This window comes from Amycolatopsis methanolica 239 (assembly GCF_000739085.1).
Taxonomy (GTDB): Bacteria; Actinomycetota; Actinomycetes; order Mycobacteriales; family Pseudonocardiaceae; genus Amycolatopsis_E; species Amycolatopsis_E methanolica.
Genome location: NZ_CP009110.1, coordinates 709,710 through 723,223, shown reverse-complemented (window position 1 = coordinate 723,223; position 13,514 = coordinate 709,710). Strand labels below are relative to the sequence as shown.

General features: G+C 72.8%; 14 protein-coding genes. 2 read left to right on the top strand and 12 right to left on the bottom strand.

The annotated features are described in order from the left end of the window. Positions 1-9: 9 nt before the first annotated feature. Both AMETH_RS03585 and AMETH_RS03580 read left to right on the top strand, forming a co-directional pair. Complete coding sequence (locus tag AMETH_RS03585) at positions 10-1,449, top strand: acyl-CoA synthetase (RefSeq protein ID WP_017986670.1); 1,440 nt, start codon at positions 10-12, stop codon at positions 1,447-1,449. Continuing rightward, on the top strand, positions 1,442-2,764 hold the full coding sequence (locus AMETH_RS03580) for a carboxyl transferase domain-containing protein (RefSeq protein WP_017986669.1): 1,323 nt from the start codon (positions 1,442-1,444) through the stop codon (positions 2,762-2,764). The genes AMETH_RS03585 and AMETH_RS03580 overlap by 8 nt, the downstream gene beginning before the upstream one ends. A gap of 136 nt (positions 2,765-2,900) precedes the next feature. On the opposite strand, the gene AMETH_RS39605 is transcribed toward AMETH_RS03580, so the two are convergent. The 12 genes from AMETH_RS39605 to AMETH_RS03530 form a co-directional block, all read right to left on the bottom strand. Next, a complete protein-coding gene (locus AMETH_RS39605; RefSeq protein ID WP_267283470.1) occupies positions 2,901-3,185 on the bottom strand; it encodes a hypothetical protein in 285 nt (94 codons plus the stop codon). Further along, entirely contained in the window at positions 3,149-3,730 is a 582-nt protein-coding gene (locus tag AMETH_RS39600; RefSeq protein WP_223843049.1) for an alcohol dehydrogenase catalytic domain-containing protein, read from the bottom strand. The genes AMETH_RS39605 and AMETH_RS39600 overlap by 37 nt, the downstream gene beginning before the upstream one ends. Before the next feature lie 6 nt (positions 3,731-3,736). Next, the gene (locus AMETH_RS39595; RefSeq protein ID WP_017986668.1) at positions 3,737-3,904 is read right to left on the bottom strand and encodes an alcohol dehydrogenase catalytic domain-containing protein; all 168 of its coding nucleotides are present in this window, start codon (positions 3,902-3,904) and stop codon (positions 3,737-3,739) included. Next, positions 3,904-4,362, bottom strand: coding sequence for a tRNA (adenosine(37)-N6)-threonylcarbamoyltransferase complex ATPase subunit type 1 TsaE (gene tsaE / locus AMETH_RS03570; protein ID WP_017986667.1), 459 nt, complete (start codon positions 4,360-4,362; stop codon positions 3,904-3,906). The genes AMETH_RS39595 and tsaE overlap by 1 nt, the downstream gene beginning before the upstream one ends. Beyond that, the gene (locus AMETH_RS03565; protein ID WP_017986666.1) at positions 4,359-5,456 is read right to left on the bottom strand and encodes an alpha/beta fold hydrolase; all 1,098 of its coding nucleotides are present in this window, start codon (positions 5,454-5,456) and stop codon (positions 4,359-4,361) included. The genes tsaE and AMETH_RS03565 overlap by 4 nt, the downstream gene beginning before the upstream one ends. After that, a complete protein-coding gene (gene alr, locus AMETH_RS03560) occupies positions 5,456-6,580 on the bottom strand; it encodes an alanine racemase (RefSeq protein ID WP_017986665.1) in 1,125 nt (374 codons plus the stop codon). Before alr ends, AMETH_RS03565 begins: the two co-directional genes overlap by 1 nt. A 405-nt stretch (positions 6,581-6,985) precedes the next feature. Next, a complete protein-coding gene (gene xylB / locus AMETH_RS03555; protein WP_017986664.1) occupies positions 6,986-8,398 on the bottom strand; it encodes a xylulokinase in 1,413 nt (470 codons plus the stop codon). After that, complete coding sequence (locus AMETH_RS03550) at positions 8,395-9,186, bottom strand: DeoR/GlpR family DNA-binding transcription regulator (protein ID WP_017986663.1); 792 nt, start codon at positions 9,184-9,186, stop codon at positions 8,395-8,397. Before AMETH_RS03550 ends, xylB begins: the two co-directional genes overlap by 4 nt. Continuing rightward, complete coding sequence (locus AMETH_RS03545) at positions 9,179-10,198, bottom strand: NAD(P)-dependent alcohol dehydrogenase (protein WP_017986662.1); 1,020 nt, start codon at positions 10,196-10,198, stop codon at positions 9,179-9,181. The genes AMETH_RS03550 and AMETH_RS03545 overlap by 8 nt, the downstream gene beginning before the upstream one ends. 1 nt (position 10,199) lies before the next feature. After that, entirely contained in the window at positions 10,200-11,045 is an 846-nt protein-coding gene (locus tag AMETH_RS03540) for a carbohydrate ABC transporter permease (protein WP_017986661.1), read from the bottom strand. Next, positions 11,042-11,962 carry a carbohydrate ABC transporter permease gene (locus AMETH_RS03535; RefSeq protein WP_223843048.1) on the bottom strand — a complete coding sequence of 307 codons (921 nt, stop codon included), beginning with the start codon at positions 11,960-11,962 and terminating at the stop codon, positions 11,042-11,044. The genes AMETH_RS03540 and AMETH_RS03535 overlap by 4 nt, the downstream gene beginning before the upstream one ends. Further along, positions 11,959-13,419, bottom strand: a complete 1,461-nt coding sequence (locus AMETH_RS03530; protein ID WP_017986659.1) for an extracellular solute-binding protein — start codon at positions 13,417-13,419, stop codon at positions 11,959-11,961. Before AMETH_RS03530 ends, AMETH_RS03535 begins: the two co-directional genes overlap by 4 nt. Positions 13,420-13,514 lie beyond the last annotated feature (95 nt).

Sequence of the window (13,514 nt, the reverse complement as noted above, 5' to 3'; positions counted from 1 at the left end):
GGAGTTCACGTGCCCGAACGGTTGTTCCCGGCCCTGGCCGAGCCGCCCGAGAAGGAGGCCCTCCGCTTCGGCGAGGTCTCGCTCGACTACGCGGAACTGGCGGCGATCGCCGGTTCACTCGCCAGGGAGATCCGCGCCCAGTCGCCCACGCGGGTGGCGGTGTGGGCGACGCCGACCATCCACACGAGCGTCGCCGTGGTCGCGGCGCTGCTCGCGGGTGTCCCGGCCGTCCCGGTCAACCCGAAGATCGGCGAACGCGAACTCGACCACATCGTGAACGACAGCGCGCCGTCGCTCGTCCTCAGCGCGCCGGGCGCGAAGCTGCCGGAGCGGCTGGCGAACCTGCCGCGCCAGCAGGTCGCGCTGATCGGCAGCCCCGGTGACCTGCCCGAGGAGCCGGGCGACGAGGCGCCCGCGCTGATCGTCTACACCTCGGGCACCACCGGCCCGCCGAAGGGCGTCGTGCTGCCGCGGCGCGCCATCTCCAGCACGTTGGACGCGCTGGAGGACGCCTGGCAGTGGACCGCGGACGACGTGCTCGTGCACGCGCTGCCGCTGTTCCACGTGCACGGCCTGATCCTCGGGATTCTCGGCCCGCTGCGCCGCGGCGGCACCGTGCACCACGCCGGGAAGTTCGCCACCGACGTGATCGCGCGGGAGCTGTCGACCGAGGCGACGATGATGTTCGGCGTGCCCACGATGTACCACCGCATCGCGGAAGAGGTGGGCGGAAACCCCGAGCTCGCGAAGGCCCTGAGCGGCGCGCGGCTGCTGGTGTCCGGGTCGGCCGCGCTGCCGGTGCACGACCACGAGCGCATCCGCGCGGCAACCGGACAGCGGGTCGTGGAGCGCTACGGCATGAGCGAGACGCTGATGAACACCAGCGTCCGCGCCGACGGCGAGCGCAAACCCGGCACGGTCGGGGTGCCGCTGCGCGGGGTCGAGGTGCGCCTGGTCGACGAGTCGGGCGCGGTCATCGAGACCAGCGACGGCGAGACGGTCGGCGAGATCCAGGTGCGCGGGCCGAACCTGTTCACCGAGTACCTCAACCGGCCGGACGCGACCGCTGAGGTGTTCGACGCCGGCTGGTTCCGCACCGGCGACATGGCGACCCGCGACGCCGACGGCTACTACCGGATCGTCGGGCGCAAGGCCACCGACCTGATCAAGAGCGGCGGCTACAAGATCGGCGCAGGCGAGATCGAGAACGCGTTGCTGGAGCACCCGGGCGTGGCCGAGGCCGCGGTGACCGGCGAGCCGGACCCGGACCTCGGCGAGCGGATCGTGGCGTGGATCGTGCCCGCCGGGGAGCCGCCCGCGGAGCAGGAGCTGGTTGACCACGTGGCGCGGTTGTTGTCGCCGCACAAGCGGCCGCGGGTGGTGCGGTTCCTGGATGCGTTGCCACGCAACGACATGGGCAAGGTCATGAAGCGGGCGCTGCATGCGTGAGAGCGCCCGCGCGGTGATCGGCTCGGTGTGCTCCGGGTTCACCGAGCTGCCCGCGCCACCCAGTGCGGAGTCCGGTGTAGACGGTCCGATCGGCTGGCCGGGCTACGACTCCGCGCGCGCCAGGGCCGCTTCCCGGACCGGCGAGTCGGAGTCGGTGGTGTGTGGTGTCGGCAAGTTCGGCGGCACCGAGGCGACCGTGATCGCGTGGGAGTTCGGATTCCTCGGCGGGTCGCTCGGGCGGCGCACCGGCGACCGGATCGAGGCGGCGTTCGAGCGGGCGCGGGAGCTGCGAACGCCGGTCGTGTCGATGATCGCGACCGGCGGCAGCCGGATGCAGGAGGGCATGGCCGCGCTGACCCAGCTGCAGCGGATCGCGCGGCAGGCGGCGCTGACGCGGGCCGCCGGGTTGGCGCAGGTCGCGGTCGTGCGGGACCCGACGACCGGCGGCGGCTGGGCCACGCTCGGCGCCGGTTCGGACGTGGCGCTTGCCCTGCCCGGGGCGCAGGTCGGGTTCGCCGGGTCGCGGGTGCGGCCATCCGGTGACGCGTCGGCGTACACGGCGGAGTCGCAGCTGGCGTCCGGGCACGTGGACCAGATCGTTCCGGCGGCGGAGCTGGGCGAGCGGCTGGGCCGGTGGTTGTCATTGCTGACGGGGGCGGACGGACAGCCCGCGGAGCCACCGTCGGCTTTGGGATGCGGTGAGCTGCCGGCGGACGGCTGGGCCGCGGTGCAGGCGGCGCGTGCTCCATCACGTCCGCGGGCCGAGTCCTATTTGGACGCCTATTTCGACTGGCGGGAGGACATCAGCGGCGACCGGTGCGGCGGGGTGGATCCCGGGGTGCGGTGCGGGTTCGGGATGCGCGGTGGCGTGACGGTCGCCTACGCCGCCCAGTGCGGGACCGCGACGCTGCCATCGGGTTTCCGCACGGCGGCGCGGCTGATCCGGCTGGCCGACCGGTTGGGGATCCCGGTGCTCACGCTGGTGGACACCCCGGGCGCGGCCAACGACCCGGCGGCCGAGCGGGCGGGCGCGGGCGCGGCGATCGCGGAGGTCTTCGCGGCGGTGGCCGGGGCGTCGGTGCCGGTGACGACGCTGGTGATCGGCGAGGGCGGCTCCGGGGGCGCGCTGGCGTTCGCCCACCCCGAGCGGACGTGGGTGACGCCGGACAGCTACTTCTCGGTGACGTCCCCGGAAGCGGCGGCGTCGATCCTGAAGCGCCCGCCCGAAGAGGTCCCGGCGACGGCGAACCAGCTGCGGTTGCGGCCGCAGGACCTGGTGGAGCTCGGCGTGGTGCGGGGGATCGTGGGACGCTGAGGCCGGGCTGGTTGCGGGGCCTGACGGCAGGGGCGCACCCGACCGCAGAACTCAGACCCGCGAACGCGGAACTCGCGGCTGTCGGCGCGGGGCTCGCGAGCGGGGGCTGGCGTTGGGTGGGAGGTGCTAGGCGGCGTCAGAGTTGCAGGAGGACCTTGCCGGTTTCGACGGCGGGGTCTTCCAGCAGCCGCAGGGCGCGTTCGGCTTCCTCCAGCGGGAACTCGTGCGTGATCAGCGGCGCGGGGTCCAGCACACCGGTCGCGCAGGCCCGCACGGCGTGCGTCCACGCGCGGGACGGCGCGCCGAACACCGTGTGCACCGTCACCGCGGCCGTCACCAGGTCCGCGGGCGCGATCGGCTCCGTCTCGTGGCCCGCCAGGCCCGTCAGCACCACCCGGCCGCCGCGGCGGCACATCCGCACCGCCTGCGCCCCCGTGCCCGGCGCGCCCGCCGCCTCCACCACCACGTCGAACCCGCCCGCGCCGCGCCCGGGCTGTAGAAGCCGGTCGCGCCGCGGAATCGGGACGCGGGCACCGCACGGGATGCCCGCGGGTCCACCACGACCAGTTCCGCCGGGCCGCTCGCCGCCAGCAGCTGCGTCGCCAGCAGGCCGAGCGTGCCGCCGCCGATCACCGCCACCCGTTCCCCCGGCACGACCGCCGCGAGCAGCGTCGCCGCCGCCATGCACGCCGCCGGTTCCAGCAGCGCCGCGGCACGCAGGTCGGCGCCGTCGGGCTGCACGTGCAGCAGCCGCGCCGGAATTCGCAGCTCGTCGGCCCACCCGCCGGGCTGGGTGAAGCCCGTCTCGTCGTACTCGGCGGTGCACAGGGTCGTGTCGCCGCGCCGGCACGGGGCGCACCGGCCACAGTTGCGGAACCCCTCGCCCACCACGGGTTTGCCGAGCAGCTCCGGGTCCGTGCCCGGCCCCAGCTCGACGACCGTGCCCGACCATTCGTGCCCGGGCACCACCGGTTACCTCACGAATCCCTCGGCCCGCGTCCCGGCCAGCACCTCGCGGTCCGACCCGCAGATCCCGGCCCACTCGACGCGCACGACGACCTCGCCATGGCCGGGGTCCTCCGGCTCGGTCCGCACGACGCTCAGCTTGCCCGGCGCCTCGACGACGACCGCGCGCCCCATCAGCCCACCAGCTCGGGCACGCGCTCGACCCACGAACCGTGCGGCTCCAGGGTCAGTTCCCGCACGTCGTCGGGCCGCCGGTCGAGCCGGACCACCAGATGGTCGGACGACAGCCGCTCCGCGGAACCCTCGCCCCACTCCACGACCACGGCGGCCGATTCGAGGTCGGTGTCCAGGTCCAGGTCGTCCAGCTGCGCGAGGTCACCGCCGAGGCGGTAGGCGTCGACGTGCACCAGCGCGACGCCCCGCTCCCCCGCCGGGTGCACCCGCGCGAGCACGAACGTCGGCGAGCTGACCCGCCCGGACACCCCCAGCCCGGCCGCGATCCCGCGCGTCAGCACGGTCTTGCCCGCGCCGAGCGGACCGGCGAGCAGGACGACGTCGCCCGCCCGCAGCGCACGGCCAAGCGACTCGCCGAACGCCACCGTGTCGTCCGCCGTCGCTAACTCGATGCTCATTGGTTCAACCACCGCCACATCCGCCGCGGACGGGACTCGTCCGTCACACCCGCGCACCGCTGTACCAGGTCGATGAGGTGGCTGTCGACCACCTCGGGCTGTTCGAGCTGCACCATGTGCCCGGCGCCGCGCACCCGCACCAGCTCGGCGTCGGGCAGCTCCGCCGCGATCCGCTCCGCGTGCGAGTACGGCGTGAACCGGTCGGTGTCGGCGCCGATCACCAGCACGTGCGCGTGCTTCAGACCCGCGAGCGCGGCGTACCGGTTGTGGCTGCCGAGCGTGTCGACGAACCCGACCAGCTCCTTGACCGACGTCACAGCCAGCATTTCGAGCATGAAGTCGACCACGCGCGGGTCGACGTCGCGGGAGCCGAACGCGAGCAGCCGCACGGCCTGCCGGGTCAGCTGCCCGCCCGCGGCCCGCACGAACTCGACCAGCCCCGGCTGCCACCCGGCGAGCTCGCCGACCCCGCGGGTCAGCGGGTTGTACTTGGACAGCAGCCCGCGCGGCAGCCCCTTGCGGCCCACTTCGCCGGCCGCGGTCGCGATGAACGCGACCCCGCAGATCCGCTCGGCGAACAACTCCGGGTTCTGCTGGGCCAGCTCCATGACCACCATGCCGCCCATCGAGTGCCCCATGAGCGCGATCGGCCCTTCCGGCGCGACGGCGCGCAGCACCGCGTCGAGGTCACGGGCCAGCTGTTCGATGGTGCTGGTCTTCTCGTTCGCCGGGCCGGACGCGCCGTGCCCGCGGTGGTCGTAGTAGACCTGCCGCACGCGCGGCAACGTGAGCAAGGCCAGGTCGCGGCGCTGGAAGTGCCAGCTCAGCTGCGACAACGCGAACCCGTGCACACCCACCACGGTCAGCTCGGGTTTGCCGCCGTCGGCCGGGTCGATCTCGGACACCGACAACGGGGTGCCGTCGTCCGCGGCGACCGTGGAGGTGCGGTCCGGGTCGAGGGTGCCGAGCCGTTCACCGGTGAGGTGGTCCCGCTGGCGCTGCTGCGGCGCGGTCACCGCGATGGTGGCCGCCGCGGTGCCGGTGACCAGCGCGGCGGCACCGCCGAGCACGGTGAGCATCCGGCGGGACACCATCAGACGTCCTCCCCCAGGTACCGCCGCCGGATCCGGGGCCGGTACATGCCGGTGACGATCTCGTAGTCGATGGTGCCGATCTTGTCGGCCCATTCGCGCGCGGTCGGCTCGCCCCGCGCACCGTCGCCGAACAGGACCACCTCCGTGCCCAGCGGCGGCTCGTCGTCACCGCAGTCCACGACCAGCTGGTCCATGCACACGCGACCGGCGACCGGACGGCGCTTGCCGTGCAGCCACACGTCCATCCGGCCGGACAGCGTGCGCGGCACCCCGTCCGCGTACCCGGTGGGCACGAGGGCGAGCGTGGTGTCCCGCTGCGCGGTCCACGTGTGTCCATAAGAGACGGACTCGCCGGCGCGGATCCGTTTGGTGAGCACGACCGACGAGCGGAACGTCATCACCGGGCGCAGGTCCCCGGGCTCCGGGTTGGGGTTGAGGCCGTAGATCGCGATGCCCGGGCGGACGAGGTCGAAGTGCAGGTCCGGCCGGTTCAGGGTGGCGGCCGAGTTCGCCAGGTGCCGCAACGGTTTCAGGCCGGCCTCGCGGGCGATCTCGTACGCCGCGGCGAAGCGCTCGGCCTGCTGGTCGATCGACGGGTGGCCCGGCTCGTCAGCGCACGCGAGGTGCGACCAGATCGCGACCACCTCGACCTCCGGCTCCCCGGCGGCCTCCTTCACCAGGGCGGGCCAGTCCGCGGCGGGGCAGCCGTTGCGGGACAGCCCGGTGTCGATCTTCAGGTGGACCCGGGCGCGCTTGCCGGTACGACGGGCGGCGTCGGCGATGCGCGCGAGTTCCGCCCGGGAGCTGGCCGCGAGGTCGACGTCCGCGGCGACGCCGGGCGCGAAGTCGGTGGCCGGCAGGTCGAGCCAGGCCAGGATGGGCGCGGTGAGGCCCGCCTCGCGCAGCGCGAGCGCCTCGCCGAGCGAGCAGGCGCCTAGCCAGGTCGCGCCCGCCTGCAGCGCGGCGCGCGCGACGGGGACCGCGCCGTGGCCGTAGCCGTCGGCCTTCACGACCGCCATCGTGGCGGCACCGGAAACCGCCGCCCGGCTCGCGAGCAGGGCGACGTTGTGCCGCAGGGCAGCCAGGTCGACGACAACCTCGGCGCGGGGGAGATCGGGGCTCATCGGGGCCCATTTTCCCACGTCCGGGCCGCCGGGCGCCCTGCGGGCGGGAAGGACGCCTCACGGCGTCGCGGGCCGGGCCGGGTGCCGGCCTCCCCCGCCCCCTTACGTCGAGTGTGTATTGGTCGCCGAGCAGGGGTGTCAAGGCGGGAACGAGTACGTTGACACCCGTGGTCGGCGACCAAACATCGGCTGCGGATCGGGGGCGGGGGAGGCCTGGGGTGTGGTCGGGGGCTCGCGTTGCCGGTGGCGGTTGGGTGCTGGCAATGCCTGCGAGCGTGGGGCAGCTCACTCGCGCTGCCGGCCCGCTGTCGGGCACCCGGTACCCCAAGCGGGGCGCGGTCGGCCCTCGCGTCCCGGATGCCTGCGCGTCCTGCGCCGGGCGAGCTCGTCGGTCCCTCCCCTACCTCACGCCCCCAGCACCGGCACATCGTGCACCAGCTGTCGCACCGCCAGGTGCCTGCCGCGGATCTCGTCCCCGACCTCGGGCGACTGCGGCTGCTCCAGCGTCACCTGCGCCTTGGCCTCCCACACCGGCGGCTCGGCACCTCCCGCCAGCGCCCAGGCCGCCTGGCGCGCGGCCCCCAGCGCGACGTGCTCCGCCGGCTCCGGCACCACCACCGGCACCCCGAACACGATGGGCGCGATGGCCCGCACCGCCTCGGACTGGGCCGCCCCGCCGATCAGGAGCACCCGCCGGGCGGCCAGGCCTTGCGCCGCCACCGCGTCGAGGCCCGCCGACAGGCCGCACAGCATCCCTTCGACCGCGGCGCGCGCCAGGTTTTCCGGCGTCATGTTGCCCCGGCGCAGGCCGTGCAGCGAACCGGCCGCGGTGGGCAGGTTCGGGGTGCGCTCGCCGTCCAGGTACGGCAGCAGCGTCAGCCCCTCGGCGCCCGGCTGGGCCGCCAGCGCCAGCCGGTCGAGCCCGGCCAGGTCGGTGCCCAGCATCGCGGCCGTCGCGGTCAGGACGCGCGCCGCGTTGAGCGTGCAGGCCAGCGGCAGGAACCGGCCGGTCGCGTCGGCGAAACCGGCGACCAGCCCGGTGGCGTCGGCGGACGCCGTCTCGCACACGCCGAACACCGTGCCGCTCGTGCCCAGGGACACCACGACGTCGCCCTCGCCGAGACCGAGCGCCAGCGCCGCGGCCATGTTGTCGCCCGTGCCCGCCGACACCAGCACCCCGTCCGGCGTCCGCCCGGCCACCTGCGCCGGGCCCAGCACCCGCGGCAGTTCCGGGTCCCGCCCGCCGAACGCGTGCTTGAGGATGTCCCGCCGGTACACGCCCTCCGCCGGAGAGAAGTAACCCGTGCCGGACGCGTCGCCGCGGTCGGTCACCGCCTCGCCGCCGGTCAGGCGCCAGGTCAGCCAGTCGTGCGGCAGCACCACGCGGGCCACCCGGTCGGCCAGCTCCGGCTCGTTCTCCGCGAGCCACCGCAGCTTCGTCACGGTGAAGCTGGCGACCGGCACCGAGCCGACCGCCTCGGTCCACGCCGCCGGGCCGCCCAGCTCCCGCACCAGGTCCTCAGCCGCCTGCCCGGAGCGCGTGTCGTTCCACAGCAACGCCGGCCGCACGACCTCGCCGTCCTCGTCGAGCGTCACCATGCCGTGCTGCTGACCACCGACGCCGAGCGCCTGGACACCGTCCAGCAACCCGTCGCTGGCCTCGGTGAACGCCCGCCACCACTCGCGCGGGTCCACCTCGGTCGCGTCCGGGTGCGCGGCACGGCCGGTGCGCACGACCGCGCCGGTCTCCGCGTCGCAGACGACGATCTTGGTCGACTGGGTGGACGAGTCGACCCCGGCCACGAGCTTGTCCGTCATGATCCCTCCGGAACTTCGGCCACCAGCACTTCCACACCGAGCGCGCGCATCGCGGCGATCTCGTCGGCAGGCGTCATGTCGTCGGTGATCACGACGTCGTAGGCGCCGACGTCACCGTAGTCGTAGGTCGCCGTGCGGCCGAACTTCGAATGGTCGACCACCAGCACGTTCCGGTTCGACGCGGCCAGCGCGGCCGTCTTGAGGTCGGCGTAGTCGCGCACCGGGTGGTACAGCCGCCCGCCTGCGACCGCGGTCGCGGAGACGAACCCAACGTCGGCGCGCATCCGGCCAAGGGCGACGACGGTGTCCGGGCCGCTGCACGAGTCGAACTCCGTGTAGCGGCCGCCGAGCAGCAGCACCTCGACGCCATCCGCCTCGCCGAGGATACGGGCCTCCTCCAGCGAGTTGGTGATCACCACCAGCCGCCCCAGCTCCGGGAACCGGCGGACCAGCGGGAACAACGTCGTCGAGTCGTCGACGAACACCGTCTGCCCCGCCGCCACTTGCTCGAACGCCAGCGCCGACAACGCTTCCTTCACCGGCAGGTTGAGGTTCTCCCGGAAGCGCTTCGCCGTCTCCATGGTCAGCGCGGGGTACGCCGCCACTTTGCCGCGCAGCTTGCGCAGCAGCCGCCGCTCGGCGAGGTCGTCGAGGTCGCGGTGCATCGTCATCAGGCTGACCCCGAACTGCTCGGTCAGCTGGTCGATGCGCACCTCACCGCAGTCGATCACGTGCCGCAGGACCTCCTGGCGGCGCTGCTCGACTTCGGCGTCGGACGGTCTAGGCACGCACCACCGCCTTGATGACCGAGTCGTCCTTCCCGGCGATGGTGAGGGCCTGCTCGACCTCGTCCAGCCCGAACCGGTGGGTGACCAGGCGGTCCAGGTCGACCTCACCGCCCGCGGCCAGCGCGATCGCCGTCGGCCACGTGTTCGCGTACCGGAACGTACCGGTGACCTTCAGCTCGAAGTTCTGCACGTGCGCCAGCGGCAGCGGGATCTCGTCGCCGCCCATGCCGATCAGCACGACGCGGCCGGCGCGGGCGACCGTGCGGATCGCCTGCCCGGCCGCGGCGGGCACGCCCGAGCATTCGAGCAGCACGTCCGGCTCGAACCCGGCGTCGGCCAGGCTCTCCCGCGACACGTCGATCGTCGCGGTCGCGCCCAGCTCCTCCGCCACTTGCAGGCGGCGCGGGTTGACGTCGGTGACCACGACCTCGCTCGCGCCGAACGCCCGCGCGGTCTGCGTCGCGACCAGCCCGATCGGGCCGGCTCCGGTGATCAGCACGCGGCTGCCCGGCGCCACGCGGGACTTGCGGCTCGCCCACACGCCCACCGACAGCGGTTCGAGCAGTCCGGCCGCGTCGTCGCTGAGCTCGTCCGGCACCGGGTGCGCGAAGTCCTCGCGCAGCACCACGTACTCGCAGAACGCACCGTCGATCGGCGGCGTGCCGAAGAACCGCATGCGCGGGCACAGGTTGTAGCGGCCCGCCTTGCACTCGGCGCACACCGAGCACGGCACGCCGGGTTCGAGCGCCACCCGCGCGCCGATCTCGTGCCGTTGCGCGTCCTTGCCCCTGGCGACGACCACGCCGCTGGGCTCGTGGCCGAGGACCAGCGGCTGCTCGACGACGAAGTCCCCGATGCGGCCGTGCTCGTAGTAGTGCACGTCGGAACCGCAGGTGCCGACGGAGGCGACCCGGATCAGCACCTCGTCCGGCGCAGGCTCCGGCACGGGACGCTCCTCGACGCGGATGTCGCGGATCCCGTACAGCACGGCGACCTTCATCGTCGCGGGCACTTCACTCACCTGTCACGGCTCCCAGCGTCAGGCCGGTGACCAGCCACCGGCGCACGGCGAGACCGGCCGCGATCATCGGCAACACCACAATAGTGCCGATGGCCGTGAGCTGGCCCCAGTCGATTCCCGTCTGCGTCACGAGCTGGTCGGCGGCGATCGGCAGGGTCTGCGAGTGCGGACCGCTGAACACCAGCGCGAACGCGTAGTCGTTCCAGGAGAACACCAGGCACAGCACGAAGGTAGTCACCAGGCCCGACTTGGTCAGCGGCAGCACGACGTGCCAGAACGCCTGCCACCGCGTGCAGCCCGCGACCAGCGCCGACTCCTCCACCGACGGCGGCACCTCGGCGAAGAACGCGCTCATCAGCCAGATCGCGAACGGCAGGTTGAACGTCAGGTACGCCAGGATCAGCCCGGGGATGCTGTCGATCAGGTTCGCGCCGCGGAACAGCAGGAACAGCGGCAGCACCACGACGGCGATCGGCGCCATCCGGGTCGAGATGATCCAGAACGCGACGTGCTTCTTGGCCCGCATGCGGGTCCCGGCGAGCCCGTAGCCGGCCAGCGCGCCGATCGCGACGGCGAGCGCCGAGGAGATCCCGGACGCGAGCACGCTGTGCCAGATGTAGGGGCCGAGGTTGTTGGCCCCGGTGAACAGGCTGCGGTAGTTCTCCAGCGTGGGCTGGAACAGGAACTCCGGCTCCGCGGCCGTGACGTCCACATCGGACTTGAACGAGGACGCCACCATCCACACCAGTGGCACCAGTGTCCACAGCAGACCGACGATCACCACGGCGCGGACGCCCAGCCGGGCGCGCAGCGGCGTGCGGTCGATGGCGCTCGTCATCGGGTCAGCCCCTTCCTGTCCAGTACCCGGACGAACGCCCGGGCGATGAGGATCGTCACGACGAGCATGACGAGCCCGATCACGGCGGCGTAGCCGAGGTCGAAGAAGCGGAAAGCCGTTTCGTACAGCCGGATCGGCACCGTCTTGGTCGCGTCCGCGGGGCCGCCGTTGGTGGTGACGCTGATGATGTCGAAGTAGCGGATCGCGTCCATCGAGCGGATCAGCAGCGCCACCAGCAGCACCCCGGAGATCGAGGGCAGCAGGACGTGGCGGAAGGTCTGCCAGCCGTTCGCGCCGTCCAGCGCGGCGGCCTCGCGGATGCTCTGCGGCACCGCGGTCAGCCCGGCGAGCACCACCAGCGTGATCAGCGGCGTCCACTCCCAGACGTCCATCGCGACCACCGCCAGGAACGCGGACGTGCCGCCGCCGAGGATGTCGCCGTGGTAGCCGACCAGGCCGAGCAGCCACGTGTAGAGGCCGAACGTCGAGTCGGTGAGGAACCGGCCGAGCAGGCCGACGATCACCGGCGCGACGAACATCGGCAGCAGGAACAGCGTCAGCAGCAGGTTGCGGGCGCGCACCAGCTTCCACAGGCACAGCGCGAATCCCAGGCCCAGCAGCATTTCCAGGCCGACGGTCAGCACGAAGAAGGCGATGGTGCGCAGCCACTGCACCCACAGGTCGAGATCGCCGAACAGCCGCGCCCAGTAGGTCAGCCCGACGTTGTCGAACACGACCCCGCCGAGCAGGCGCACGCGCGAGAAGCTCATCGCGGTGATCGTGACCAGCGGGATGACCGACAGCAGCGCGAGCAGGGCCGTGCCCGGCGTCATCATCAGGCCGTGGAAGCCGATCCGCTTGCGCGGCTTGGTGTTCCGGACCGGCGCCTCGGCGGGCGCGTCGAGCGTCGTGGTCATGCCGCCCACCCCCGTGCCGTGATCCGGTCGATCTTCGTGGCCGCGCCGCGCATGGTGTCCGCGGGCGAGGAGTCACCGGCGAGCATTTTGGACAGTTGCGTGTAGACCGCGGTGTCGCACTCGTTCCACATCGGGATCTTCGGCCGCAGACCGATGTTCTCCGGCTGCCACGCGGTCACCACGGCGGGCGCGGCGAGGATGTTCGGCATCGCGGAGGGCCGGTGCTCGGCGGCGCGGACCTCGGGCAGGTCGTAGACGGACTGCCGGGTCGGGGTGCCGCCGCCCGCCTCGCTCTTGAGGTTGGCCAGCTGCGTCTGCGTCGAGGTCGCCCAGAGCACGAACAGCCACGCGGCCATGCGCTCGTTGGGCTGGGTGTTGCCATTGATGCCGATGCCGCAGCCGCCGTAGTGGTTGGCGGAGCGGACCGGCCCGCGCGGCAGCGGGGCGTAGCCGAACCGGCCCGGCATGGCCTTCTCGTTGGCCGCGGCGTATTCGTGCCAGTTGACGCACATCGCGATGCGGCCAGAGCTGAGCGCCGGGGCCAGACCGTTCCAGTCCCAGGTCTTCGACGACGGGTCGGCGATCGACAGGAGCCGCTGGTAGAACTCGGCGGCGGCGATGGCCTGGTCGCTGCCGAGGCGGCACGGGCCGGGGTCGGTGGTGCCGTAGAGGCCGACCTCGGTGCCGTTGTCGAAGTAGTCGCCGCCGTAGGACCACAGCACGTTGGAGAAGTCGCACATCAGCGAGTCGTGTTGTTTGGCCTGGTGGCCGGTGCCGTAGGCGACCTCGTCGGCGTTGTCGTTGAACCACCGGGCGATCCGCAGGTACTCGTCCCAGGTGCGGTCGAGGCCCGGGGTCGGGTCGAAGCCGAGGTCGTCGGCCATGCGGGCGCCGTACTTGTCGAACAGGTCGGCGCGGTACTGCCAGATCATCGTCGGGCAGTCGTAGGGGACGGCGAAGATCTTGTCCCGGTCGCCGAACCGGCCCGCCGCGTCGAGCTGGGTCGGGATGAAGTCGTCCCAGCCGGTGAACTCGGGCAGGCCCGGCTGCGTGGCGAGTTCACGCAGGTCGACCAGGCCCTTCGAGTAGGGCGCGAGCACTTGGTAGGGGTCGGCGTAGATCACGTGGTACTGCGACTCGCCGCCGGCCAGGTCGAGCGCGACCTTCTGGACCAGTGCGGACAGCTCCAGCGTGACGATGTTGACGTTGATGCCGGTCAGGTCGGTGAACGGCCTGAGGTTCGCCGCGATCGCCGCGGTGGGGGCGGTGTTCTCGGAGATCAGGTTGATCGTGGCGCCTGCGAACTGGCGCCAGCGGTCGTCGGTGGCGATCCGCGGCGCGTCCTGGCGGACGCCGCAGGCGCCGAGCAGGCCGCCGGTGGCGAGGGCCGCGCCGCCCGCCAGTGCCCCCCTGAGCACCGACCGCCGCGCGACGCCCCGTGGGGGCGCTCCCGTCATTGGGTTCCTCCGTAGTTGGTGGGGACGCCCATTATTTACCAGAGGATCTCGCGGTTGTTAACACATAACTCGATAACTTGATGGGCAAGTTCTCC